Source organism: Pseudonocardia adelaidensis (assembly GCF_039543345.1).
GTDB lineage: Bacteria > Actinomycetota > Actinomycetes > Mycobacteriales > Pseudonocardiaceae > Pseudonocardia > Pseudonocardia adelaidensis.
In genome coordinates, this window is record NZ_BAABJO010000004.1 from 245,250 (window position 1) to 269,040 (window position 23,791).

23 protein-coding genes and 2 pseudogenes are annotated in these 23,791 nt (G+C 73.4%); 14 read left to right on the top strand and 11 right to left on the bottom strand.

Features of this window, described 5'->3' with window-relative positions:
• Positions 1 to 8: 8 nt before the first annotated feature.
• From ABEA81_RS06815 to ABEA81_RS06825, 3 genes are read right to left on the bottom strand one after another with little or no spacing between them, the layout of a single operon-like run.
• Positions 9 to 1,631, bottom strand: a complete 1,623-nt coding sequence (locus ABEA81_RS06815) for an AMP-binding protein (protein ID WP_345603954.1) — start codon at positions 1,629 to 1,631, stop codon at positions 9 to 11.
• Positions 1,628 to 2,437, bottom strand: a complete 810-nt coding sequence (locus tag ABEA81_RS06820; RefSeq protein ID WP_345603955.1) for an alpha/beta fold hydrolase — start codon at positions 2,435 to 2,437, stop codon at positions 1,628 to 1,630. Before ABEA81_RS06820 ends, ABEA81_RS06815 begins: the two co-directional genes overlap by 4 nt.
• The gene (locus ABEA81_RS06825) at positions 2,437 to 3,294 is read right to left on the bottom strand and encodes a MaoC family dehydratase (RefSeq protein ID WP_345603956.1); all 858 of its coding nucleotides are present in this window, start codon (positions 3,292 to 3,294) and stop codon (positions 2,437 to 2,439) included. The genes ABEA81_RS06820 and ABEA81_RS06825 overlap by 1 nt, the downstream gene beginning before the upstream one ends.
• A gap of 93 nt (positions 3,295 to 3,387) precedes the next feature.
• Here ABEA81_RS06825 and ABEA81_RS06830 point away from each other — a divergent pair, with 93 nt between their 5' ends.
• Together ABEA81_RS06830 and ABEA81_RS06835 are read left to right on the top strand one after the other, a co-directional pair.
• Positions 3,388 to 4,005: a TetR family transcriptional regulator gene (locus ABEA81_RS06830; protein ID WP_345603957.1), complete on the top strand. Its 618-nt coding sequence runs from the start codon at positions 3,388 to 3,390 to the stop codon at positions 4,003 to 4,005.
• 86 nt (positions 4,006 to 4,091) lie between these two features.
• Positions 4,092 to 5,429, top strand: a complete 1,338-nt coding sequence (locus ABEA81_RS06835) for an MFS transporter (RefSeq protein ID WP_345603958.1) — start codon at positions 4,092 to 4,094, stop codon at positions 5,427 to 5,429.
• A gap of 116 nt (positions 5,430 to 5,545) precedes the next feature.
• Here the strand turns inward: ABEA81_RS06835 and ABEA81_RS06840 are convergent, their stop codons facing one another.
• A complete protein-coding gene (locus ABEA81_RS06840; protein WP_345603959.1) occupies positions 5,546 to 6,241 on the bottom strand; it encodes an alpha/beta fold hydrolase in 696 nt (231 codons plus the stop codon).
• A gap of 74 nt (positions 6,242 to 6,315) precedes the next feature.
• On the opposite strand from ABEA81_RS06840, the gene ABEA81_RS06845 reads away from it, so the two are divergent.
• Both ABEA81_RS06845 and ABEA81_RS06850 read left to right on the top strand, forming a co-directional pair.
• The gene (locus ABEA81_RS06845) at positions 6,316 to 6,858 is read left to right on the top strand and encodes a TetR/AcrR family transcriptional regulator (RefSeq protein ID WP_345603960.1); all 543 of its coding nucleotides are present in this window, start codon (positions 6,316 to 6,318) and stop codon (positions 6,856 to 6,858) included.
• 371 nt (positions 6,859 to 7,229) lie between these two features.
• Positions 7,230 to 9,440, top strand: a complete 2,211-nt coding sequence (locus ABEA81_RS06850; protein WP_345603961.1) for a DEAD/DEAH box helicase — start codon at positions 7,230 to 7,232, stop codon at positions 9,438 to 9,440.
• A 17-nt stretch (positions 9,441 to 9,457) separates the two neighbouring features.
• Here ABEA81_RS06850 and ABEA81_RS06855 read toward each other — a convergent pair whose 3' ends face one another.
• Positions 9,458 to 10,408: a LysR family transcriptional regulator gene (locus tag ABEA81_RS06855; RefSeq protein WP_345603962.1), complete on the bottom strand. Its 951-nt coding sequence runs from the start codon at positions 10,406 to 10,408 to the stop codon at positions 9,458 to 9,460.
• Positions 10,409 to 10,519: 111 nt separating this feature from the next.
• Here ABEA81_RS06855 and solA point away from each other — a divergent pair, with 111 nt between their 5' ends.
• Together solA and ABEA81_RS06865 are read left to right on the top strand one after the other, a co-directional pair.
• A complete protein-coding gene (gene solA, locus ABEA81_RS06860) occupies positions 10,520 to 11,704 on the top strand; it encodes an N-methyl-L-tryptophan oxidase (protein ID WP_345603963.1) in 1,185 nt (394 codons plus the stop codon).
• 35 nt (positions 11,705 to 11,739) lie between these two features.
• Positions 11,740 to 13,098, top strand: a complete 1,359-nt coding sequence (locus ABEA81_RS06865; RefSeq protein WP_345603964.1) for an aromatic ring-hydroxylating oxygenase subunit alpha — start codon at positions 11,740 to 11,742, stop codon at positions 13,096 to 13,098.
• On the opposite strand, the gene ABEA81_RS06870 is transcribed toward ABEA81_RS06865, so the two are convergent.
• Positions 13,046 to 14,287 (bottom strand): PQQ-dependent sugar dehydrogenase, encoded by a 1,242-nt coding sequence (locus ABEA81_RS06870; RefSeq protein WP_345603965.1) that lies wholly within the window; start codon positions 14,285 to 14,287, stop codon positions 13,046 to 13,048. The two genes, ABEA81_RS06865 and ABEA81_RS06870, sit on opposite strands and share 53 nt — an antisense overlap.
• Before the next feature lie 217 nt (positions 14,288 to 14,504).
• Here ABEA81_RS06870 and ABEA81_RS06875 point away from each other — a divergent pair, with 217 nt between their 5' ends.
• Both ABEA81_RS06875 and ABEA81_RS06880 read left to right on the top strand, forming a co-directional pair.
• On the top strand, positions 14,505 to 14,816 hold the full coding sequence (locus ABEA81_RS06875) for a DUF397 domain-containing protein (RefSeq protein WP_345603966.1): 312 nt from the start codon (positions 14,505 to 14,507) through the stop codon (positions 14,814 to 14,816).
• A 236-nt stretch (positions 14,817 to 15,052) separates the two neighbouring features.
• Entirely contained in the window at positions 15,053 to 15,949 is an 897-nt protein-coding gene (locus ABEA81_RS06880) for a helix-turn-helix domain-containing protein (protein WP_345603967.1), read from the top strand.
• Positions 15,950 to 16,236: 287 nt separating this feature from the next.
• Here the strand turns inward: ABEA81_RS06880 and ABEA81_RS06885 are convergent, their stop codons facing one another.
• Together ABEA81_RS06885 and ABEA81_RS06890 are read right to left on the bottom strand one after the other, a co-directional pair.
• Positions 16,237 to 17,040 (bottom strand): SAM-dependent methyltransferase, encoded by an 804-nt coding sequence (locus ABEA81_RS06885; RefSeq protein ID WP_345603968.1) that lies wholly within the window; start codon positions 17,038 to 17,040, stop codon positions 16,237 to 16,239.
• Positions 17,041 to 17,145: 105 nt separating this feature from the next.
• Positions 17,146 to 17,379 carry a hypothetical protein gene (locus ABEA81_RS06890; RefSeq protein WP_345603969.1) on the bottom strand — a complete coding sequence of 78 codons (234 nt, stop codon included), beginning with the start codon at positions 17,377 to 17,379 and terminating at the stop codon, positions 17,146 to 17,148.
• Between the two features lie 186 nt (positions 17,380 to 17,565).
• Between ABEA81_RS06890 and ABEA81_RS06895 the strand changes: the two genes are divergently transcribed.
• A complete protein-coding gene (locus ABEA81_RS06895) occupies positions 17,566 to 18,867 on the top strand; it encodes a sensor histidine kinase (RefSeq protein ID WP_345603970.1) in 1,302 nt (433 codons plus the stop codon).
• On the top strand, positions 18,864 to 19,532 hold the full coding sequence (locus ABEA81_RS06900; protein ID WP_345603971.1) for a response regulator transcription factor: 669 nt from the start codon (positions 18,864 to 18,866) through the stop codon (positions 19,530 to 19,532). The genes ABEA81_RS06895 and ABEA81_RS06900 overlap by 4 nt, the downstream gene beginning before the upstream one ends.
• On the opposite strand, the gene ABEA81_RS06905 is transcribed toward ABEA81_RS06900, so the two are convergent.
• Both ABEA81_RS06905 and ABEA81_RS06910 read right to left on the bottom strand, forming a co-directional pair.
• Positions 19,496 to 20,557: a CPBP family intramembrane glutamic endopeptidase gene (locus tag ABEA81_RS06905; protein WP_345603972.1), complete on the bottom strand. Its 1,062-nt coding sequence runs from the start codon at positions 20,555 to 20,557 to the stop codon at positions 19,496 to 19,498. The two genes, ABEA81_RS06900 and ABEA81_RS06905, sit on opposite strands and share 37 nt — an antisense overlap.
• 92 nt (positions 20,558 to 20,649) lie before the next feature.
• Positions 20,650 to 21,003, bottom strand: coding sequence for a DUF488 domain-containing protein (locus ABEA81_RS06910; RefSeq protein WP_345603973.1), 354 nt, complete (start codon positions 21,001 to 21,003; stop codon positions 20,650 to 20,652).
• 246 nt (positions 21,004 to 21,249) lie between these two features.
• On the opposite strand from ABEA81_RS06910, the pseudogene ABEA81_RS42565 reads away from it, so the two are divergent.
• The 3 genes and pseudogenes from ABEA81_RS42565 to ABEA81_RS06920 all read left to right on the top strand — a co-directional run.
• Positions 21,250 to 21,489, top strand: a pseudogene (locus ABEA81_RS42565) (DUF5134 domain-containing protein); the annotation flags it as partial.
• 110 nt (positions 21,490 to 21,599) lie between these two features.
• Positions 21,600 to 21,755, top strand: coding sequence for a hypothetical protein (locus ABEA81_RS42570; RefSeq protein ID WP_425570467.1), 156 nt, complete (start codon positions 21,600 to 21,602; stop codon positions 21,753 to 21,755).
• 130 nt (positions 21,756 to 21,885) lie between these two features.
• Positions 21,886 to 22,119, top strand: a complete 234-nt coding sequence (locus ABEA81_RS06920; protein ID WP_345603976.1) for a hypothetical protein — start codon at positions 21,886 to 21,888, stop codon at positions 22,117 to 22,119.
• Here the strand turns inward: ABEA81_RS06920 and ABEA81_RS06925 are convergent.
• Positions 22,088 to 22,648, bottom strand: coding sequence for a COG4315 family predicted lipoprotein (locus ABEA81_RS06925; RefSeq protein ID WP_345603977.1), 561 nt, complete (start codon positions 22,646 to 22,648; stop codon positions 22,088 to 22,090). The two genes, ABEA81_RS06920 and ABEA81_RS06925, sit on opposite strands and share 32 nt — an antisense overlap.
• A 570-nt stretch (positions 22,649 to 23,218) precedes the next feature.
• On the opposite strand from ABEA81_RS06925, the pseudogene ABEA81_RS06930 reads away from it, so the two are divergent.
• Positions 23,219 to 23,788 (top strand): annotated as a pseudogene (locus tag ABEA81_RS06930) (HAD-IC family P-type ATPase); the annotation flags it as partial.
• Between the last annotated feature and the right edge of the window lie 3 nt (positions 23,789 to 23,791).

Genomic DNA, 23,791 nt, shown 5'->3' on the forward strand with positions numbered 1-23,791 from the left:
CGCCGCTCTCAGGCCTCCTGCGCCGCCAGCTGTTCCGCGAGCGTGCGCAGGGCGGCAGCCCGGATCTTCGAGCCGTTGGTCCCGACGGTCGTCGGCATCTCGGGGATGACGTGCACGGACTCGGGGACCTTGAAACGCGCGAGCGATGCCGCGCACCAGTCGCGCAGCACCGCGGGGTCGGGGGTGGCACCTTCCGCGGGCTCGACGAACGCGACCGCGCGCGTCTCGCCCGACACGGTGATCCCGACGACCTTCGTACGGCCGACGTCCGGGTGCTCGGCCAGCCGGTTCTCGATCTCGGCGGGATCGACGAGGAACCCCTTGAGCCGCAGCGAGTCGCCGATGCGGTTCAGGTAGCCGAAGGAGCCGTCGGGGTGCGCGGTGCCCAGGTCCCCGGACCGGAACCAGCCGTCCTCGGTGAAGGCGGCGGCGCGGGTCTCCCCGTCGTGGTCACCGAGGTAGCCGTCGACGACGTTGTACCCGCGGAACTGCAGTTCGCCCGGCTCGTCGCCGGTGAGCGACTCGCCGGTGAACAGGTCGACCGCGCGCACCTCGATGCCGTCCGAGACCGGCCGGCCGCCGCCGCGCCACCGCTGGGGTCGCGGGTCGGCCGGGTGCCAGAACGATATGAGCGCGAACAGCTCGCTGGAGCCGTAGACGCCGTAGGCCGGCGTGGCCGTCTCGTCCTCGGCCCACGCGGCGACGGCGGCGGAGCTGCCGTAGAAGTCGGCGAGCAGCAGCCGTCGCCAGGACGACAGGTCGACGGGCTGCGCACGCCACGCGTCCATCAGCCGGCCGCTGATGTCGTCGGCGCACGCGAGGTGGGTGACGCGGTGCCGCGTCATGTGGCGCAGCACCTGCGCCGGGTCGAAGCGCGGTTCCAGCAGGACGGCGCCCCCGGCCGCGATCGCGGCGATCGCCGGCACGTACCCGAAAACCCCGGACAGCGGGAGCACGACGAGGCTGACGCACGACTCGTCCCACCCGCCCGCCGCGGCGACCGCCCGCGCGTGCGTCGCGACGCCGCTGCCCAGGTGGGCGGCGAGCTTCGGCCGTCCGGTGGACCCGGACGTCGTGAACGCCACGGCGAGCGCGTCGGGTCCGCCGCGCAGCGTGGCCGGGTCGGGCACCGGGCCGGTCGGCTCCGGCGGGACCCAGGCGCCCGCACCCACGTCGTGCCGAGCCGCGGCAGCCGCGTCGACGGGCGGGCGCCCCGGGCCGGCGACCACGGCCACCTCCGGTGCGGGGACGCCCGCCTCGGGCAGCGCGGCGCGCAGCCGGCCTGCCAGGTCGATGCCCAGGAAGTCGTGCGCCACTGCGACGACCGCCGGGCGTGCCTTCTCCAGCACGTGCGCGATGTCGCCGGTGCCGTAACGGGTGTTGATGCCGATGACGTGCGCGCCGAGCGCGGCCGCCGCGAACTGCCAGACCAGCGCGTCGGACCAGTTCGGCAGCATGACGCCGACGCAGTCGCCCTCCCCGACGCCGCGCTCGCGCAGGACGTCCCGCAGCGCGGCGGTGCGCGCGAGGAACTCGCCGCGGGTGACCCGGACGTCGTCCTCCCCGTCGATCACGAGCACGGCGTCCGGGCGCTCGTCGACGAGGTCCGCGAGCAGGTCGCCGAGGGTCATGCCGGCCTCCTCAGGTCGGTGAGCCACGCGTGCAGCGTGGCCGCGAAGCCGGGGAGCTCCTCCATCGGGTAGTGGCCGACGCCCGGGAGGAACGTGCAGCGGGCGTCGGGGATCAGGTCGGCGGCGTGCCGGACGTCGGCCGCGTCGAGCCACAGGTCGTCGGCGCCCGCGACGAGGTGCACGGGGCAGCCCACGCCGGGCAGGCCGGATCGGACATCGTGGGTGACCCATCCGATGAGGTCGCTGGTGGTGATCTCCGGGTCCTCACGCCGGTGCATGCGCGCGATCAGCTCGGCCCGCCCCGGCGGCACGCTCGAGCCCACGACGGCGAGCGTGCCGTGGTAGGTGCGGTCCGACCGGCTCGGCGCGGCGGCGTCGACCAGCTCGCGTCCCAGGCCGCCGACCGAGAGCATCCGGACGGTGTCCGTGCCGCCGTGCGCCGCCATCGCGACGACGCCGGCCAGCCGATCGCCGCGGCGCACGGCCAGCTGCAGCGCGATCGCCCCACCGATCGAGCACCCGACGACGAACGGCCGCTCCACGCCGAGCCGGCCCATCAGCTCCTCGCACCAGGAGGCGTAGTCGCCGAGGTCGCGCACCGGCCCGTTCGGGGCCGGCTCGGACCGTCCGTGGCCCGGAAGATCGGGGACGACGACGCGGTAGCCGAGTGCGGCCAGCTCGGACTGCACGTCCCGCCACTGGACGCCGTTCTGGCCCGCGGTGTGCAGGCACAGCACGGGGACGCCCCGGCCCTCCTCCAGGACGAACGCGCGGCTCCCCGCCACCTCGAGATCGTGGGCTCGCATCACGGCGCCTCCTCACGGGCGAGCGCACGGGCCTCGTCGACGAGCGCGACGAGGGCGGCGGTCAGCCGCAGGTACTCGTAGGCACTGCCGCTGACGGTGAACTCGCCGCGCATCGTCCGCTTCGTGAAGTCGTTGACCGGCCCGGTCAGCAGCCGCACCCAGGTGATGTCGGGGGCGCCGAGGACGAACGTCGGCCCCGCCGGGGTGCGGGCGCCGCAGTCCAGCACGCGTCCGCGGTAGATCCGGAACTGGACGACGTCCTCGCCGAATCCGAGGCCGATCGCGCCGTCCCACGTGCTCGTCGCGGTGGTGAACGCCGGGGAGGCCGCGAGCCGCTCCCCCAGCCGGCCGGCCCACGCGGCGCCGGGGAACGCGCGCCCGATCCGCCGGTCGTCGTCGCCGGTGGCGTCCCGAGCAGTGACCAGTGCGGCGGTCTCGCCCTCCTGGACGATCACGTCCCGCTGGTCCCGGACGAGCACGTGCCGTCCGATCACGCCGTTGACCAGTGCGGACGTGCGCCGGGCTCGGGTGATCGTCATCTCGTAGCGCACCCGGTCGCCCGGGTGGAGCGGCGCGAGGTAGCGCCAGCGCGTGTCCAGGGCGGCCTCTACATGGGTGGCGAGCCCGCTCTCGAACAGCCAGCCGAAGAAGCAGGCGATGCCGAGCGGCCCGTGCACGAGCGGCCGCCCACCGGACGACCCGGACGCGGTGTGCAGGGGATGGCGGTCGCCGCTCAGCTCGGCGAACGCGGCGACGTCGGCCGGGGAGAGCGTGCGTTCGGGACCGGTGAAGGTGCGCCCGACCTCGAAGTCCTCGAAGTACGGGCCGGATCCGGCCATGTCCGCCCCCTCCGACACGAACGAACGTTCTTGCAACTCAACGAAGCATGCCTGCGGAACCCCTGTCAAGCGTGCTCCGCGCCCGCTGGTGGGTGCCGTACGCTCGGCGACATGAACACCCGTTCCGCCACCCTCATCGCCGACACCGGCCGGCGGAACGAAGCGGTCATCCTCAACGCGGCGCTCGAGGCGTTCGGCCGGAAGGGGTTCAACGGCGCGTCGATGCGCGACGTCGCGAAGCTCGCGGGCACCAGCCTCTCGAACCTCTACAACTACTTCCCCTCGAAGTCCCGGCTCCTCGCCGAGGTGCTGCGGCACGCCAACGACGAACTGCGGGCCCGGGTGCGGCGCGCCGTCGCCGACGCGGGGGACGACGCGTCCTCGCGGATGCGCGAGGCCGTGCGCGCCTACGTCGGGTTCGTGGTGGACCACCAGGTCGCCATGCTCGTCTCCACGAACGAGGTGCGCTACCTGGAGCCGGACGACCGCGCCGCACTCGTGGCCGAGCGCGACACGACACAGGCCACGTTCGAGGAGATCGTCGCGCAGGGTGTGTCGAGCGGGGAGTTCCGCACGCCCCACGCCGCGGACGCCGCCCGCGCGATCCTGTCCGGGATCGGCGCGATCGCCTCCTGGTACCGGCCGGACGGGCGGCTCTCGCGCGGGCAGCTCGCCGAGCAGCAGGCGCGCTACGCACTCGCGCTGCTGGAAGCCCCCCTTCCCCGCTGAAGCGGGTTCGGCTAGCGTGTGAACGATCGTTCGTACCTAGCCCGCATCCCCACGGCCGCACTGGCGCAGCCCGGAGGTGGACAGAGATGGACCAGCACGCTCCCCCACAGCGGATGGGACGGCTCGCCGCCGCCGCGGTGTTCGCCACGACCCTCGAGTGGTTCGACTTCCTCATCTACGCGACGGCCGCCGCGCTCGTCTTCGGCCACCTGTTCTTCCCGTCGGTGAGCCCGGTCGCCGGCACGCTGGCGTCGTTCGCGACGTTCGCGGTCGGGTTCGTCGCCCGTCCGCTCGGCGGGATCATCGCCGGGCACATCGGCGACCGCCTCGGCCGCAAGCCCCCGCTCGTCGGGGCCATGCTGATCATGGGGCTGGCCACGTTCGCGATCGGCGTCCTGCCCGGGTACGACGTGATCGGGTCGTGGGCCCCGACCCTGCTCGTCGTCGCCCGGCTCGTCCAGGGCATCGGCGTCGGGGCCCAGTGGGGCGGCGCGGCGCTGCTGCTCACCGAACACGCACCCATCGAGCGGCGCGGCTTCTACGGCAGCCTCGTGCAGACCGGTGCGATCTTCGGCGCGGTGTCGGGCAACGTGTTCTTCCTCGTCCTCACCGCCGTGCTCACCGAGGACCAGTTCCTCGCGTGGGGCTGGCGGGTCCCGTTCCTGTCCGGGCTCGTGCTCGTGGTGATCGGCGCGTACATCCAGCTGCGCATCGAGGACACCCCGGTGTTCCGCGAGCTGCGGGAGCGGTCGAGCGCATCCCGGCAGGAGGCCGGGCTCCGCAAGGCACCGCTCGTGGAGGCGGTCCGGCGCTACTGGCGGGAGATCCTGCAGGCCGCAGGCGCCTTCTTCGTCGTCAACGCCACCTTCTACATCCTGATCAGCGGCATGCTGGACTACGCGACCAAGACCGTCGGGATGTCCCGCACCGCGATCCTGTGGTGCGTGATGGCGGCCGGGCTCACCCAGGTGGTGACCATGCCCCTGTTCGGCGCGCTCACCGACCGGATGGGTTCGCGCAAGCGCCTCTACCTCACCGGCACGGTGCTGATGGCCCTGTTCGCGTTCCCGATGTTCTGGCTGGTCGACACGGGTTCGGTGCCGCTGGTGTTCCTGGCGCTGCTCATCGGATTCACCATCCACGCCACGATGTACGGGCCCCAGGCCACCCTCTACGCCGAGATGTTCCCCGCCGACGTCCGCTACTCGGGAGCGTCGCTGGGCTACCAGTTCGCGTCGGTCTTCGCCGGTGGGCTGGCCCCGTTCGTCATGACGGCCCTGCTGGCGGCGACCGGCGCGTCCTGGTCGGTCGCGGTGTACATCATCGCGTGCGCGGCCCTGACGTTCGTCGCGGTGGCGACGATCAAGGAACGGTTCCGGCGCGACCTCTACGAGACCTCGGCCGCCCTCGCCACGGGCACATGAGACCCGGGCGCGATGCGATGTCGCGCGGGTCCGGGCCACCGGGCTGGTCGAGCGTCATCCGGCATCGCCGGCAGGAGTTGCCTGCGTAGCCGGTTCCTCCGGCCCCGGCGGGCGCCTCACAGGCTCAGCAGCAGGTCGCGGACAGCGACGGGCTGGGACAGGAACGGGTGGTGGCCCGCGTCGAGCTCGACGACCCGGCCTGCGCGGCGGGCGAACTCGCGCTGCAACCGGGCAGGGGTGCCCGCGTCCTCGGCGCACACGAGGTACGTGGAGGGCACGTCGTGCCAGGCGGCCGCCCGAACCGGCTGCCCGGTCACCTGCACGTTCTGCCGGGCGAGGTGGTCCGCCGCCTCGGCCTGGACGTCGGCGTTGCAGTCCTGCAGGAACGTGTCCACCAGAAGCTCGGGGCGAACCCCGAACGTCCCGGCGTCGGGGTCGACGTCGAGGAACGGGGCCGGGGCCCCGTCACCGAACTCCGAGAGGCTCTGCCCGACCTCCGGCAGGTAGCTGGAGATCAGCAGCAGGTGACGCACGGACCCGACGCCCGCAGCCGCCTCCGCGGTCACGATGCCGCCGTAGCTGTGAGCGACCACGATGGTCGGCTCGTCGCTGTCCTGCAGCACCTGCCGCACCGCGCCGACGTCCTCGCTCAGCCCGGGGCCACCGGCAGCGCCCGGCACGCCGGCCTCTCCGCAGCTCGGCAGCGCCGGGGTCACACTCGGCACCCCCCGCTCCTGCAGGAGCCCGGTCATGCGGTGCCACCACCACCAACCGTCCCGTACGCACGCCCCGTGCACGAACACGACCCTCATCGCCACCTCCGCGTCTGTCGCGAGCCTTTCGACCGACGGTAGACGTATCAGCCGTTACGTGAAAACGTGTCCCCGTGGGACGGCGACCGCAACCGGAGATCAAGGAGCGGCTGCTCGACGCCTGCACCGACCACGCGCTCGCGCACGGCCTTCCCGACAGGCTCGAGCCGCTGGGCTCCGCCGCCGGCACCTCGGCCCGCATGCTGATCTACCACTTCGGCACCCGCGACGCCTTGCTGCGCGCCGTCCTCGGGCGGGCGCGGCAACGTCAGCTCACCGTCTTCGGCGACCTGCTGCGCGTGCGACCCGACGAGCCCTACACCGCCACGCTGATGCGCGCCTGGACCGTCATGACCGGTCCCGAAGGGCAGCCCTATCTGCGGCTGTTCGGGCAGTTGCGGGAAAGCGCGGCCCAGCAGCTGTGGCCCGACTTCCGCCGGGTGGCGACGACCGACTGGCTCGGGCCGCTCGAAGAAGGCCTGCGCAGCATCCACCGCCCGGAGCTCGCGACCCTCCTCCTCGCGGTCATCCGCGGTCTCCTCATGGACCTCGACGCCACCGGCGACCGCGCCCGCACGGACCGAGCGTTCTCCGACTTCCTCGGCACACTCGCCTGAACGTGGCGGGGCGGCATCGGCCGCCTCCCGGGCCGGCGGTGGAATGGCTGCGGGGCGCCCGGCGTTGGTGGGATCGGTGACCCGGGGCTCGCTGGAGCCGCGCGCCACAGGCGTGGACCGGGCGGTACGCGCTACGCTCTACCGGAGAGCCGATCCCGGCGGCCGCCGCTCATCCGGCCACGGCCGGCCGGTGCGCCGGGTGCCACACGGGTGGGGCTGTCCGGCGCGAGGCCGATCGTCGCAGGCCCGTGGGTTCGCCCGCGTCTCGGAGGAGCCGTCCAGGCCCTCTCCCGCGACACCCACCGCCCGACCGCAGCACTGCATGCGGCCCGACTGCCACGGCGGCCGTGCCGTACCCGGAGGAGGAGTCAGTGGCCCGACGAGGCCAGCCCCAGACGAGGGCTCGCCGCAACGCCCCGCGCCAGCTTCGGCACGGCCGGCGCGACGACGTCAACGCGAACGTCACACCGGACGTCTACGCGGTTCTCGCCCGCGCCGTGCGGGAGGTCGATGCGGCGCTGCGCGGCGGCCGGGTCACGCCCGCGACGCGCACGAAGTTCCAGGCCGTCGCGCTGCTGCTGCGCGAGGAGCGCGCCAGGGTCCGGGCGGACGAGGACAGCAGCGACACGCGCCGCGCCGAGCGGCTCAAGCGCCTCGACGGCGTCGCGACGAACCTCGCGAAGAGCGCTGTGCGCGACTCCGGGCTCATGGCCCTCCTCGCCGAGGACGCCGTCGTCTCCGACGAGGCCCGGTCGGTCAAGCGGGACATGCTGCGGACGGCGGGCATCGAGCCGAGCGCCGACGAGCTCCCGCCAGCGGAGCCCGAGGCCGCCGCCACCGAGCACCGGGTGGTGCCGCGGTCGGTCGTCTCCCGGCAGCTGGCCAACCCCTTCCTCGCCCCGGACGCCGCCGCCGTGCGGCCCAGCGAACGCCGTCCGACGCGCCTGGCCACCTGGGAGCTGATCGGCCCGCTGCTCAGCTCGTTCGAGCGCGCCGGCAGCGGCGCCACGGCGTGCATGGCCCTCCCCGCACCGACCTCCCGGTTCACGCCGCTCGGCATGGAGCTGATGCCGCACCAGGCCCGGCTGGTCGCCGCAGCCGCTGCCGGCCACCGCACCTTCCTGCTCGCCGACGAGCCGGGCCTGGGCAAGACGGCCCAGGCGCTGCTCGCCGCGGAGGCGGCGAAGGCCTACCCGCTGCTCGTCGTCGTGCCGAACGTCGTGAAGACGAACTGGGCGCGCGAGGCCGCGATGTGGACGCCCCACCGCTCGGCGACGGTGGTCCACGGCAACGGCGATTCGATCGACGGGTTCGCCGACATCGTCGTCGTCAACTACGAGGTGCTCGACCGCCACGTGGGCTGGCTCGGCGACTTCGGACTGCGCGGCATGGTCGTCGACGAGGCGCACTTCATCAAGAACAAGTCCTCGCAACGCTCGCGGAACGTACTCGCGCTGTCCGAGCGGATCCGGTCGTTCACCGCGCGCCCGCTGCTGATGGCCCTCACCGGCACCCCGCTGATCAACGACATCGACGACTTCCGGGCCATCTGGCAGTTCCTCGGCTGGATCGACGAGCGCAAGCCGCTCGCCGAGCTGATGAACGCGCTCGACGAGACCGGCCTGACGCCCGCCGACCCGGGGTTCTACGCCGCCGCCCGCCAGTCCGTCGTCGATCTCGGCATCGTCCGTCGCCGCAAGGTCGACGTGGCCGCGGACATCCCCGCGCGCCGCATCGCCGACCTCCCCGTCGAGCTCGACGGCGCGGTGGGCCGGTCGATCCGGGCGGCCGAGCGCGAGCTCGCCCGCCGGATGGTGGCGCGGTACGAGGACGCGCTCGCCCTCCGCCGGTCCGGCGGCGACGCCGTCGCCGAGGGGATCGACCACGACCTGGTGCGCCAGGTGGCCAGGTGGGAGCAGAAGGACGCCACCACGTCCAGCGCAGGCGAGAACGTCTTCAGCATGATGCGGCGCATCGGCGCCGCGAAGGCGGGCCTCGCCGCCGACTACGCGGTCCAGCTCGCGCGCAGCGCGGGCAAGGTGGTCTTCTTCGCCAAGCACATCGACGTGATGGACGCCGCCGAGGAGACGTTCGCCCAGCAGGGGGTCCGCTTCTCGTCGATCCGCGGCGACCAGACGCCCGCGGTGCGGCAGCGCAACATCGACGCTTTCGTCAACGACCCCGAGGTCGCCATCGCGGTCTGCTCGCTCACCGCGGCAGGCGTGGGCATCAACCTCCAGGTGGCCTCCGACCTCGTGCTCGCCGAGCTCTCCTGGACCGCGGCCGAGCAGACCCAGGCGATCGACCGCAGCCACCGCATCGGGCAGACCCAGCCCGTCACCGCCTGGCGCATCATCGCCGCGCAGACGATCGACGCCCGCATCGCCGAGCTGCTCGACAGCAAGGCGGGCCTCGCCGCCCAGGCGCTCGACGGCTCGGAGGAGGAGGTCGGGTCGTCCGCCGACGTGCAGCACGAGGCGCTCGTCGCGTTGCTGACCGATGCGCTGTCGGACGCGGTGGCGCCGGCCGGCGCGCATTCCGGGGCCACGGTCGCGGAGCCGCTGTGGAGCGGCGCCGACTAGGAGGGTTCGGGGCGCTCCTAGGCCCGGGACGGGTCCACCGCGGAGACGTGCCCGCTGAGCTCGGCCCGCGAGGCGCAGACCCGCCGCAACGCGTCGAGGCCCGCCGCGACGGCGGGTTGCGCCTCCGACCCCGCCCTGACGGCTGCGATCACGCGTCGGATCGGCGCCGGCGGGGCGCAGATCGGCACGCGGCGCGTGTCGTGCCGGGCGGGGAGCTCGGCGAGGCGCGGCACGAGCGCGACGCCGAAGCCGCGGGCGACGAGAGCCGCGCCGGTGTCCCATTCGTCGGCGTGGTGGGCGACGTCGGGCGCGAAACCGGCGCTGGTGCAGGCGAGCATGACGAGCTGGTGGTAGGCGCGTCCGGGTTGGCTGCAGATCCACGGATCGGCCGCGAACTCGTTGAGTGCGACGTCCTCGCGGCCGACCGCGGGGTGCTCGGGCCCCACGAGCACGTCCAGCGGCTCGTCGAAGAGCACCTGTTGGTCGAAGGCGGCGTCGGACGCCGGTGGGATGTCCGGTGTCGCGACGACCACGACGATGTCGGTGTCCTCGGCGGCGAGCAGGTCGAACGCGCGCGCCGGTTCGGTCTCGTGGAGGTGCAGGCGTAGCGCGGGGTGCTCGCGGCGCAGCCGTTCCAGCGCCTGGGGCACGACGGCTGCGGCCGCCGTCGAGAAGCCGCAGAAGCGCAGCGCTCCGCCCACGTCGCCGGGGCGGTGCGCGGCGAGGTCGGCCCGCGTGCGCTCCCACTGAGCGGTGAGGATCTCGCCGTGCGCGAGCAGGGTGCGGGCGGCGGCGGTCAGCCGCACCCCGCGCCCGGCGGGTTCGAGCAGGACGACGCCGAGCTCCCGGGCCAGCGCCTGCATCTGGTGCGAGACGGCGGACGGGGTCAGCCGGCAGACCTCCGCCGCCGCGGTCAGGGTCCGGTGCCGCGCCACCGCCTGGAGCACGCGGAGCCGCCGATCGATCATGTATGGAACGTACAAGGTTCCTGGTTCGAACCATCGATGGACGCGAACGGTCTTCTCCGTCGACACTGCAGGCGGTAGCACTGGCAGGGCGCTCGGCCAGCAGGGGGATGCATGTCGCGCCATCGCGCAGTCGTCGTCGGTCTCGGCGGTCTCGGTTCCGCGGCGCTGCACCGGCTCGCCACCGAGCTCGGCCCCGGGGTGCTCGGCATCGAGCAGTTCGACCTCGGTCACCACCGCGGTGCGTCCCAGGACCACTCCCGGATCATCCGCCTCGCCCAGCACCAGGCCGAGTACGCCGCCCTCGCGGCGCCGGCCTACCAGGCGTGGGCCGAGGTCGAAGCCGAGTCCGGTCAGCGGATTGTCACCCGCACCGGCGGGCTCGTCATCGAGGACCGGGACGCGCGGCGGGCGACCGACACCGGAAGCCGCAACATCGAGGGCTACACGGCGGTGTTCGACCGCTTCGGGGTCGCCTACGAACTCCTCGACGCCCAAGAGCTCGTCGACCGCTGGCCCCAGTTCCGGGTGGGCGGCAGCGAGCAGGCGCTCTACCAGTCCGAGTCGGGCATCGTCGACGCCGCGCGGGCCAACGCCGTGCACGTCGCGCTGGCCAGGGCCCACGGGGCCGAGGTCCGCACCCGCACCCCGGTGCGCGCGGTGCGGCCCGACGGAGCCGGGGTCGCGGTGGTCACCGACGACGGCACCGTACTCGCCGACCGGGTCGTCGTGGCCGCGGACGCCTGGACCAACCAGGTCCTGGCCGAGAGCGGCGTCCGGCTGCCGCTGACCGTGCTGCGCGAGCAGGTCACCTATTACGCCACCCCGCACCTCGCCGAGTTCGCACCGGAGCGGTTCCCGGTGTTCATGTGGCACGGGCACCACAACTTCTACGGCGTCCCCGTGTACGGCGAGGTCGCCACGAAGCTCGGACAGCACATGGGCGGGGACGAGACCACCGCCGACGACCGCTCCTTCGAGCCGGACCCGGTTCGCCGCGCGCGCTACGCCGAGTTCGTGGCCCGGCACATCCCGCGATTCGGCGGGCCGGAGCTGTACTCGAAGACCTGCCTCTACACCGTGCCTCCGGACCAGGGCTTCGTCCTCGACCGGCTGCCCGGGCACCCGCAGATCGTCGTCGCCATCGGCGCAGGCCACGCCTTCAAGTTCGCAGCCCTCATCGGCGGCCTGCTGGCCGACCTCGCGCTCGACCGCGAGCCCGCGCACCCGATCGACCGCTTCACGATCACCCGTCCCGCGCTGACCGACCCGGCGTTCCCCCGCAGCTTCCACGTCTGACCCGTCCCGGCTCGCCAGGAGAGGAGCCCGCCGCGATGACCACCGCACCGGCGACCACCGACCCGCACGCCGCGCTGCCCGCCCGTCCCCTGGACGCCGCCCGGTTCACCGACGAGGCCACCGACGGCGGCACCCGCCTGCCGGTCGAGCTGTCGTCCACGCTGATCCCCGACGCCTACAGCTCACCGGAGTTCTTCGCCCTCGAGCGGGAGAAGGTGTTCGCCACCGGCTGGGTCGCGGTCGGGTTCGCCGCCGACGTCGACCGCCCCGGTGCCTGCGTCGTCGTCGACGTCGCGGGCCGCTCGATCATCATCACCCGCAACCGGCGCGGCGCGCTGCGCGGCTTCCACAACGTGTGCCGCCACCGCGCCACCAGGCTGCTCGACCCGGACGCCCGCGAAGTGGGCCGCCACGGGCGCATCCGCTGCCCGTACCACAGCTGGACCTACGACACCGACGGCGCCTGCCTCGGGACGCCCCTGTTCGAGGGCTCCGACATCCCCGCCGGCCAGGAGGCCGTCTTCGACACCTCGGTGGCCAAGGGCTTCGACCGCGCGGACTACGGCCTGCTCCCGGTGGCCGTCGACACCTGGGGTTTCCTCCTGTTCGTCAACCTCGCCGCCGACCCCGCCCCGCTGGCCGCGCAGCTGGGCGACCTCCCGCAGCGCTTCGCCAACTACCGGCTCGAGCAGTGGCGGCCGGGGCGCCGGCGCACCTACGACGTCGCCGCCAATTACAAGCTCGTCGGCGAGAACTTCATGGAGTACTACCACCTGCCGTGGGTGCACCCGGAGCTCAGCCGGGTCTCGAAGTTCTCCGACCACTACCGCTGGCAGGGCCCCGGCATGTACACGGGCATGTGCACCACTCCGGTGTCCCGCAACGGCGAGGCGGGGGGCTGGGACGGCCTGCGGCCGCTGAGCTCGCTCGGCGGCCACGACGCCGACAGCGGCCGGTTCGTGTGGCTGTTCCCCAGCACCGCGCTGTCGGTGCTGCCCAACCACGCCTTCGTGCTGCTGAACCGGCCCGTCGCCGCGAACCGCACGGTCGAGACGGCGGTGCTGCTCACCCACCCCGAGTCCCTGGACGACCCGGGCGCCGAGGACGAGCTCGACCAGCTCGAGCGGTTCTGGGACCTCGTGAACCGCCAGGACCTCGAGATCGTGGAGCGGGTCCAGGAGGGCATCGAGAACCCCGCCTACCGGGGCGGGCGGTTGTGCTTCCGCTTCGAGGAGCCGCTGCACCGGTTCCAGAACATGGTCATCGACAGGATGGTCGGCATCGACCGCGTTCCCGGGGGCGACGCCGACACCATGACCCGGATGTTCCCTGACCCGCCCGCTACCGCGCCGGGGGTGCCAGGCGGTACACCGCCCCGGCCGCGTCGTCGGTGATGTAGACGGCGCCGTCGGGCCCCGCCACCGCGGCCACCGGACGGCCCCACCGGGAGCCGTCCGCGTCCTGGAACCCGCCCACCAGGGTCTGCTGCGGGCCCAGCCCGCCGTCCTGCCACGGGAAGAACGACACCTCAGGGGCCCGCGGCGGCGACGCGTTCCACGACCCGTGGACGCCCACCAGCGCTCCGCGGGCATACCCGTCCGGCAGCCCACCGTCGACGAACGACAGCCCCAGCGGGGCGGAGTGAGCACCGAGCGCCTGCTCCACCGGGGGCAACGTCGCGCAGTCCAGCTCCTGCCCGTAGCGGTTGGTCTCGACGTCGGGCGAGAACGGCACGTCGGACCGCTTCTGCGCGGAGCCCGCGACCCCGAGCTCCACGTCGGCGTCCGGGTTGCAGTAGGGCCATCCCAGGTTCCGGCCTGGCGTGAGCCTGGCCACCGACTCGACCGGGTGGTCACGCACGTACTCCCCGATCACCTGCCCCCGCGACGACCCCGAGGCGGCGCCGTAGGGGTTGTCGAACGGGTACTGGATGTTGTCCCGGTTGTTGACGGCCGTCCACACCGACCCGTCGGGGGCCACGGCCAGGCCGGTGCCGTTGCGGACCCCGACCGCGAACGGCTCGGCCGGACCGCCGCCCGGCGGCACGCGCAGGATCGACGCACGGGGCGGGCTCGCCGTCAGGTCGGCCACCGAGATGTTGCCCGTCGACCCGACGGACACGTAGACGGCACCGTCCGGACCCACGGCCACGCTCTTCAACGCGTGCGCGTACCGGCCACCGAGGTCGGGACTGCGCGCGTCGGGCAGCCCCGTGACGACCGGGCGCGGGTCCGTCGCCGCCCCGGCCCGGTAGGCGTAGGTGTCCACGCGGTCGCTCTGCGCGACGTACAGGGTCGATCCGGCGAACGTGAGGCCGTGCGGCTGGTTCAGCCCCTCCAGCAACACGGACTGCGTGGCGCCGCCCCGCCCGTCCGGCACCAGCCGGACGACCGAGCCGTCCTCCGGCACCGAGACGAGCAACGTGCCGTCCGGTGCCCACGCGGCGAGCCGGGCCGACGGGATGCGTGCGAACACCGACATCGTCCACCCGGGAGGCACGAGCACCTGCCGGGGCGAGTCCAGCGGGGCGGCGCCCATCCCGTCCGGAACCGTCACCGCCACCGGGACCAGACCGGCCGGCACCGCGGCCGTGGGTGCCGCGCCCGCAGCCTCCGGAGCGGCGGCGGGGAGTGACGCGCAGCCGGAGGCCAGTACCACGGCCGCCGCAGCCAGCAGCGTCGTGCGTCGGAACGTCGTGCAGCGCCCGTCTCTCAGCGATCTCTCCGTCCATCCTGGGCCTGCAGGTTGCAGATGCAAGCCTCGATGCAGTTTCATATGCAATTGCGGCCGAGGTACGGTCGTGGAGATCGGACAGCGCACCCCGGAGGTTGACCACAGCATGCAGGACTTCGTCGGGCCGACGGTCGAGTCAACGAGGTCGTCAGCGGCTACCGCGTCGCTCCAGTGGCGCAAGAGCGGGCACAGCAACCCCAACGGCTCGTGCGTCGAGCTCGCGCCGATGGTCGGAGGGCACGTCGCCATGCGCAACTCACGGCACCCGGACGGGGAAGTGCTGGTCCACACCGCCGAGGAGTTCCGGGCGTTCCTGCTCGGCGCCAAGCACGGCGAGTTCGACGATCTGACCCGCAGCGATCGCGCCGGTCTTCCGTGAAACGGATCGCGCTCGTCGAACTCCACCACCACTGAGCGGATAGCAGTCGCCTCGAATCGGAACGGGGGCCGCGCCGGCACCATCGCGAGGAGATGGACGCCATCCGGCGTTCGCGGAACCGTGATTCGCTCTACACCGGCATCTCGTCGTAGGGTGTAGCGGTTCGTCCGCTGGCGCAATGCCCGCGGTACCGTGTGGCCTGATGCGCGAGATCCGCGGTCTTCTCGGGGGTGATTATGGCCGATGGCCAGGAGGACGACCCGCTCGAGGGTGCGTTCGCCGAGGCTCGGGGTGGTCCCACGGTCTTGCGCATCCTGGTCGGTGCACAGCTTCGCCGGCTTCGTGAAGCGAGCGGCATCACCCGCGAGGCGGCCGCCTACGCGATCCGCGGCTCCGAAGCGAAGATGAGCCGCATCGAGTCGGGCCGGGTCGGGTTCAAGCCGCGGGACGTCGCCGACCTCCTCACCTTGTACGGGCTCGCCGAGGGATCGGCCCGGGACATCGTGCTGAGCCTCGCCGAGCAGGCCAACGAGCCGGGCTGGTGGCACCGCTACAGCGACACCATGCCGGACTGGTTCTCGACCTACGTGGGGCTCGAGCAGGCCGCCACGATCATCCGTACCTACGAGGCCCAGTACGTACCGGGCCTGCTGCAGACCGAGGCCTACGCCAACGCCGTGGTCGACCTGGGCGAGGCCGTCCGGCCCGACGAGGTGAGCAAGCGCGTCGAGCTCCGGATGCACCGCCAGCAGCTGCTCAGCATCGAGAAGCCGCCCGACTACTGGGCGGTGATCGACGAAGCGGTGCTGCGGCGGAACCTGGGCGGTCGGGACGTCATGCGCGAACAGCTCGACCACATCCTCGAGATCGGCAAGCGGCCGCACGTCACGGTGCAGGTCGTGCCCTTCGAGCGCAGTGATGTCGCGGCGGTCGGCGGCCCGTTCACGCTGCTGCGCTTCGCCGAGCCCGACCTCCCCGACATCGTCTACCTCGAGCAGCTCAACAGCGCCCTCTACCTGAACAAAGACGTCGACGTGAAGAACTACCTCCAGATCATCAACCGGCTGGCCGCCGGCGCACTGACGCCCCAGCGGTCCACCGAACTGATCACATCTGTTCGCGACGCGCTCTGAGGATTCGACGCCGCTGCGCCGCAGGTGCTCACGGGCCAGGACGTTCCGTGGGCTCGGCGGCGCTTCCGCCGCGCTCGACCGGTGCGGGGCCGGTGATCACAACACCCGGGTGCGCATGAGTCGCGGCACAACGACGAAAAGCGCGCCGTTCCAGCGGCGCGCGCATATCGGGAATTCTGTGGCGCGCCGGAAACCGGGCGCGCAAATCGCCGGGGCGAGGCGCTCGCGTTGTCGACGAACGCCCGAGCCCCGACTCGAGTGAGTGGCTGGTCTTTCCTGCGGATGCGCTAGGGCTTGCGACCCACGCCCGCGAGAGTTGGCAGGTCCTTGACGACGTCGCCGGGCTCGGGGCGCCACATCGGAATGGGCACCAGGCCGGGCTCCACCAGCTCCAGGCCGTCGAAGAAGCCGGCGATTTCCTCCGGGGTCCACAGCTTGTACGGGACCGCACCGGTGTCGTCGTAGCCCTGCTGCGCCCGGTTGAACGCCTCGTCCTCCGTCGTGGAATCGGAGAATGCCAGGTAGCTGCCCGATGGCAGCTTGCTCATCACGCCACGCACGATCGACAGCGCCGCGTCGTAGTCGTTGATGTGGCCGAGGACGCCGTTGATCGTGACGGCGATGGGCTTGTCCAGGTCCAGCGTCTTCCCGGCCTCGGACAGGACCACATCGGTGTCCGTCAGGTTGGTGTCGATGTAGGCCGTGGCCCCCTCGGGGGTGCTGGTGAGCAGGGCGCGGGCGTGCGCCAGCACGGTGGGGTCGTTGTCGACGTAGACGATGCGGGCGGCCGGGTTCGCCTGCTGGGCGACCTGGTGCGTGTTGTCGGAGGTCGGCAGGCCGGTGCCGATGTCCAGGAATTGAGAAACCCCGGCCTCGCCCGCCAGGTAGCGGACGCTGCGGACCAGGAAGTAGCGCATGCTCCGGGCGATGTCGACGATCCCCGGGAAGATCGCGATGTACTGGTCACCGGCCTCTTGGTCGACAGGGTAGTAGTCCTTGCCGCCCTGCCAGTAGTTCCAGATCCGCGCCGAGTGGGGAACGGACTCGTCGACCGCCGGCCCGGTGTCTGAGCGAGAGAACTCGTTGCTCATGTCGTTGACGCACTCACTCTCTGTGTCAGTAGGCCTCCCAGAGGGTACATGATCACACATCCCGGTGTGCAGCCGCGAGCCTTGCTCACGAAAGTCCCTGCGCGATCATGTCCCGGTGCGGCGGCCGCCATTCCGAGCGCGCCGCCGGTAGTGGTCGCGAACCAGCAGAGCGGCGAGTACGAGGGCGAGGACGCCGAACGCCGCGCCGACCACCGCCGGCAGCGCCGAGACCGACGTGATGCCGTTGGCCGCGACGGCGATGGCGAGCAGGACCCAGAGGAGCGGGCGCGGAAGGCCGCGGCGCTCAGCGGGGGCGGGGGTAGCGGGTTCGCCGGTCATGGAAGGTACCTCTCGTCGTGGGGACGGTCCCCGGTGGCTGTCCGATGCGGTCCAGGCTGGCGGTGGCGCCCCGCCCGCACATCGTTCCGAGGCGTGCAGCCGACCGTTGCCGACTTTGGATGCAGGGCGTGCCGGATGATGCGTACGGGCGCCCCGCGACGCGACCGAGCCGCCCGGCCACGACCGATGAGCAGCACCGCCGAGAGCAGCACCGCGGAGGCGACCGTGTCCCGACCCGCGCAGGCACCGCGCCGGCCTGCCCCGCTGCACCCCGTGGTCGCCACGGTGTGCGGGCTCGTGTCGATCGGACTGCTGCTCGCCCTGCCGGCCGCCGCGGCACGCGACCCCGAGGTCGGCCCGCCGCCCCACCCCTTCGGCAGCGGGTGGTGGACGGTGGCCGCGGTGCTGGTGCTGCAGGCCGTGGCCGTGGCGTGGGTCGGCAGGTTCCGCACCACGGTCCTGCCGGGGCTGGCCGCGCTCCCCCTCGTGCTGTCCTGGGCGGTGCCGGGCCCGGCGTTCACCCTGACCGCCGTCGCCGAGCTGGCCGGGGTGTTCCTCGCCGTCGTCGCCCACGGGCCGCGCAGGCCGTGGGTCGCGCTGGCGGCCACCGCGCTGCTGCTGGCCACCGCGCAGTGCCTCAACGACGTCCGGAGCGGCGCGTCCGACCCCGCCACGGCGGCCGTCGGCGGGCTGGGGCAGGCGGTCGTGGTCGTCGGGCTGCCGCTGCTGGTCGGGCTGGTGGTCGCCGCGCAGCGGGACGCGCGCGAGGCCCGCCACCAGGAGGTGGCGGCGCTGCGGCGCGAGCAGGACGCCCTGCTGCAGGCCGCGGTGTCGCAGCAGCGGGTGGCGATGTCGCGGGAGCTGCACGACATCGCCGCGCACCACATGTCCGGTATCGCGCTGATGGCCGCGGCGCTGGGTCGGCAGATCGACTCGGACCCGGCCACGGCGAAGCGTTCCGCCCGCGAGATCCGCGCGCAGAGCAGCGCCGTCCTCGACGACCTGCGGCGGCTGGTCGGCCTCCTGCGCGATGGCTCCGACGCCGGACGGCCGGTGGAGACGCTCGACGCACTCTCGGCGCTCGTCGCGACCCGCCGGGCCGCGGGAACCGAGATCGACCTCGTCCTCCCCGCCGCGACGCCGGGCGTGGGCCCGCTCGCCCAGCTCGTCGCCTACCGGATGGTGCAGGAGGCGCTGGCCAACGCCGCGGCGCACGCCCCGGGGGCGCGGTGCACGGTCGAGGTCGGCGACCCGCACGACGGCCGGGTCACGATCAGCGTCCGCAACGGCGCCCCCGCCGGGGCGGACCCGGGCCCCGGCGGCGGTTTCGGGCTGATCGGCATGGCCGAGCGGGCGCAGCTGGTCGGGGGCGACCTCACCTACGGCGCCACCCAGGACGGCGGCTGGGAGGTGCGTCTGACACTCCCGGTCGAGGACGTGATCAGTACGATGCGCGCGCCCGCGCCGCTCCCGGAGGCCCCTGCATGATCCGCGTGCTCATCGCCGACGACCAGCACCTGGTCCGCACGGGCCTGTCGGCGTTGCTGGGCGCCGAGCCCGACATCGAGGTGGTGGGCGTCGCCCGCGACGGGACGGAGGCGCTGGCGCTGGCCCGCGACCTCGTGCCCGACGTCGCCTGCCTGGACGTCCGGATGCCCGGCCACAGCGGCATCGAGGTGGCCCGCGAGCTGTGCGCCCCGGACGCCGACCCGCAGGTCCCGGTCCTCGTCCTGACCACCTTCGACCTCGACGACTACGTCTTCGGCGCACTGGAGGCCGGGGCCTCGGGGTTCCTGCTCAAGGACGCGGAGCCGGACGCCATCGTGCACGCGGTCCGCCAGGTCGCCGCCGGTCAGGGCACGATCGACCAGACGCTCACGCGGCGCATCCTGCGCGAGTTCGTCCAGCGCAGGCGCCTGCAGCCGGTGACCGGCCGGCGCGCCGAGGACCTGCTCACCCCCCGGGAGCACGAGATCCTCCTGCTGCTCGCCCAGGGCATGTCCAACGACGACATCGCCCGCACCCTCGTCGTCGAGGTGTCGACGGTGAAGTCGCACCTGGCGCGGATGCTGCCCAAGCTCGGCGTGCGGTCCCGCCTGCAGGCTGTGGTGTGGGCCTACCAGAACCGCGTGGTGACGGTCCCGGGCACGTGAGGCCACCCCCCAAGACCGCACACACCGTCCGTGGACGACGCACAGGGCCCGCGGTGTGTGCCGTCCTGACGCGGTGTGTGCGGTGGCGTCATCGCGGGACGTCGGGGGCCAGGTGCCGGATAGCCGAGCCGGCCGCGGGTTCCCGCCAGCACCAGCACGCAGGCGACGACCGCTCCGGCCGCCATGGCCTGCATCGCCCGGCCCGCATCGATCGTCGGGAACATCTCCGACCACAGGACCGAGGCGAAGTTGTTCACGCTGACGTGCGCCAGCGTGGCCAGCGGGAGGCTCTCCCCGGTGCCGTTGAACACCCACGTCATCACGACGTTGAACGCGACGCAGAACACGGCGAAGGCCACGGGACGGGTCCAGTCCGCGTCCGGCCGGCCACCCCAGTCGGTGAGGAACAGCGGCATGTGCCAGACCGCCCAGAGCGGTCCCAGGATCATCGTCCCGGCCAGCGGGCCGAAGCGGCGCTGCATGCGGGGCAGCGCGAAGTCGCGCCACCCGGGTTCCTCGGCGAGACCTGTCGTGACCATCTGCATGAGCAGCGCCGGCACGTACGCCGCGATCGCCGTCGTCGACGGCGCGTGCACCTGCCCGCCGGAGAACACGAACCCCGTGGCCAGCATGGCTGCGGGGACGCCGAGCAGGGCGACCGCGTACCAGTGCCAGCGGACCCGCCAGCGCCACATCCGCCCGACCCAGCGCCGCAGCCCGGGCCGCCCGTCGGCCACGGCGGTGACGACCAGCGCCGAGGCGATCGGGCCGAGGTACGCCCCCGGCAGCACCCCGAGGAGCTGGCCCGTGCCCAGGACGTCGGGGAACCGGTGGTCCCAGATCCCGAGCCCCTTCCGCGACAGGATGTAGGGCACCCAGGCCACCCAGCTCATCACGGTGGCGAGCACGAAGAAGCTCAGCAGCGGGCGGGAGCGCACCGCTGCGCGCACTCCCCCACCACGCGCGCGCCGCAGCGGCGGATGCGCCACCGGGACCTGCCGCGTCTTCCGGTCCGAGATCGTCATGGATCGAAGTCTCGGTTCGGGGGACCACCGGAACGAGATGCGAAGGACCGAAGGTCCCCGATGCCGTCGAAGGGTGCAGGAGCACCGTGGCCCTACCCCTCGCGGAGGAGCTCGGCGAGCACCACGGCGTTGTTGTGCTCCTCGTCCCGTGCGGCGTAGACGATCGTCACGCGGCCCTTCCGCGCGCGGTCGCGCAGCCCGTCGAGCTCCTGCACGTGCGACGCCAGCTCGTCGCGGTACCGCGAACGGAAGTCGGCGAACCGCTCGGGGACGTGGTCGAACCAGCGGCGCAGCTCGTCGCTGGGAGCCAGGTCGCGTGCCCACTCGTCCAGATCCGCCCGCTCGCGGGACACCCCGCGCGGCCACACGTGGTCGATCAGCACCCGGTAGCCGTCGGCGCGCTCGGCCGGCTCGTACACGCGCTTGGCCCGAACATCGAGACCCATCGCCCCACCCTGCCCGTGCCGTCCACGCAGGCGCCACCGCCACACCACGGTCCGGATCGGCGGGAACCCCGTCGGGTCGGGTGACGACCACCCCTGTGTCGATCTCTGTGTCGATCGGGGGAGGTCCGGGTGTTCTCGTCGCCCGCGCTGCTCGTGGTGCTGACGGCGGTGTTCGCCGGCACCGGGCTGTACTCGCTGGTGCGCCTGTCCGCGCTCGCGTCCGGCGCGGCGACGGGCGGGGACCGCGTGGCCGAGCTGTCGCACCTGCTGATGAGCGTCGCGATGCTGGGGATGACGTGGGGCCGCACGGGCGGGCCGGACACGCCGGGCGGTGTGGTGCAGCTCGTGGTGTTCGGGCTGCTGAGCGCCTGGTTCCTGGTGCACGTCCTGCGCCCGTACGGCCACCGCCGCGTGGGTGCCGCGTACCACGCCGTCGTCCAGGTGGCGATGGTGTGGATGGTCGCGGCGATGCCCGCGCTCATGGGCATGGGCGGTGCTGCCGCCGGCTCCGCCGTGCACCACCGCGACGGCCACGCGGCCGGGGGCGACACGGCCGCGATGGCCGGCCCGGCGACGGCGACGGGGCCCCGCTGTGGATGCGGCTGGTCACCGTCGCCTTCGTGGTGCTGCTCGGCGGGGCGGCGCTGGCCTGGGCGAGCGTGGCCGTCCGCCCCTCCGGAGCCCGCCTGGACGCGGGCTGCCACGTCCTGATGAGCCTGGGCATGGCCGGAATGCTCCTGGCGATGCTCTGACACCGGCCCACCCCTGGAGAAGACGTGTCCGAGGTCCTCGATGCCCACCCGCCCCGGTCCGCGCGGGCGCCGCGCTCCCCCGGCGCCCCGTGTTGGTGGTCCGGGATGCGGCCGCTCGTGCTGCGCCTGCATGGTGATCTGGGGCTACCGGATGTGGTGGCTGCGCAGGCCCACCCGCACCGGCACCGCGGGTCCTCCGGGCGGCTCCCAGCGGCCGGGCACCGGGGCGGTGCTGGCCGTCGGGCTGGTCGCGATCGGCCTCGGTGCGTTCCTGCCGGTGCTCGGGGTCTCGCTCATGGCGTTCCTGCTCGCGGACGCCGCGTGGCAGGCGCTCAGGGCGCGGCCTTCTCCCCGGTCGGGGTGACGGCGAACCACACGCCGTCGGCGCCGTTGGCGCCGGTCCCGTCGTGGGTACCCTGGTCGCCCGCCAGCGTGTAGAGCGGCCAGCCGGCCAGCGTGACCTGCAGTGCGCCGTCCTCGCGGCGCAGCGTGCCGACGCGGTCCTGCTTGATCCCGAGCAGCTCGGGCGCCTGCCCCTCGGGCACGGTGACCGGCACCCAGTGCTGGGCGCACTCACCGGTGCAGTTCGACACGGGCGGGTTGTTGCCGTCGGCGTCGGATCGGTACACGATCCGGCCCGCGCCGTCGAGCGTGACGATCCCGAGCGACGCGGTCTGGGTCGCCCACAGCTGGAGCCCGTCGCCCCCGTGGTGGTGCTGCTGCTCCGGGGCCTGCGCCTGGCCGGGCTGCGGCGCCTCCTGATCGTGGTGGTGCTCGTGCGCCGCAGCCGGGTCCGCCGGCTGCTCCTCGGCGGGCGCGCCACAGGCCGTGAACGTGGCCAGACCCGCCGCAACAGCAGCGAGGACCAGGCGCGCGGAACGACGGTGGGCCATCTCGATCCTCTCGCTCGATCCTCTCCGGGGAATCCGATCGGGATCCCCTGCAACCCGGCACCGTAGGACGCCGCTGTCCCGGCTGGGTTCGGAGCACCCGGCATTGGGCCCGACGGCCGTGTCGGCGCGCCGCTGTTCGGCGGTACCGGGAACCGGCATGCCCTCCGCGACGACCTCTGGCCGGGAGGTTCCAGTGAGGGGAAGAGGCGCGCACGGCACCACCGGCGCCCTGCTCGCCGCCGCCGCACCGCTCGCGGTCGGGGCGGCCGCGGTGCTGGCCGCCGCCGAGGGCGGGTGGCACGCATGGCTGGGGCTGCCCGATCCGGGTCTCGCGCAACGCGTGCTGGTGCCTGCCGTGCGGGCCGTTGCCGAGCTGGGCGGCGCGGTGGCGGTCGGCTCGCTCCTGTTCTCCGCGTTCGTCGCGCCCCCACGCGCCCGGCGCGCTCGACGCCGAGGGCTGGCGCTGCGCCGCGCCGGCTGGTCGGCCGCGGTCGCCGGCGTCGAGGACGCGCAGGCCGGCAAGTCGGAGGCACAGCGCCTCGTCGACCGCGTCTCCGCGGTCTTCGTGCCGGCCGTGCTCGCGCGGTGGCCGGCGCGCTCGCCGTGGCAGACACGGTCCGACCGAGCGCGGCGGCCGCGGTGGCACAGCTTCGGGCGATGGGGCTCCGGCCGGTCCTGCTCACCGGCGACGCACCGGCCGCCGCCCACCACGTCGCCGCCGCCGTCGGCATCGACGAGGTGCACGCCGGTGCGCTACCCGGGCGGAAGGTGGAGGTCGTGCGCGACCTGCGGGCGCAGGGACGCACGGTCGTCATGGTCGGCGACGGGATCAACGACGCCGCCGCGCTCGCCACCGCCGACCTCGGCATCGCGCTCGGCTCCGGCACCGACATCGCGGTGCGGGCGGCCGACCTCGTCCTCGTGCGCGACGACCTCGCCGTGCTGCCCACGGCGATCCGGCTGGCCGCACGGACCATCCGGACGGTGCGCGCGAACCTCGCCTGGGCGCTGGGCTACAACCTGGCCGCCGTGCCGCTCGCCGTCGCCGGGGTGCTCGACCCGCTGCTCACGGGCGCCGCGATGGCGCTGTCCACGCTGCTCGTCGTCACGCACAGTCTGCGGCTGCGCTCGGTGCCCTGATCC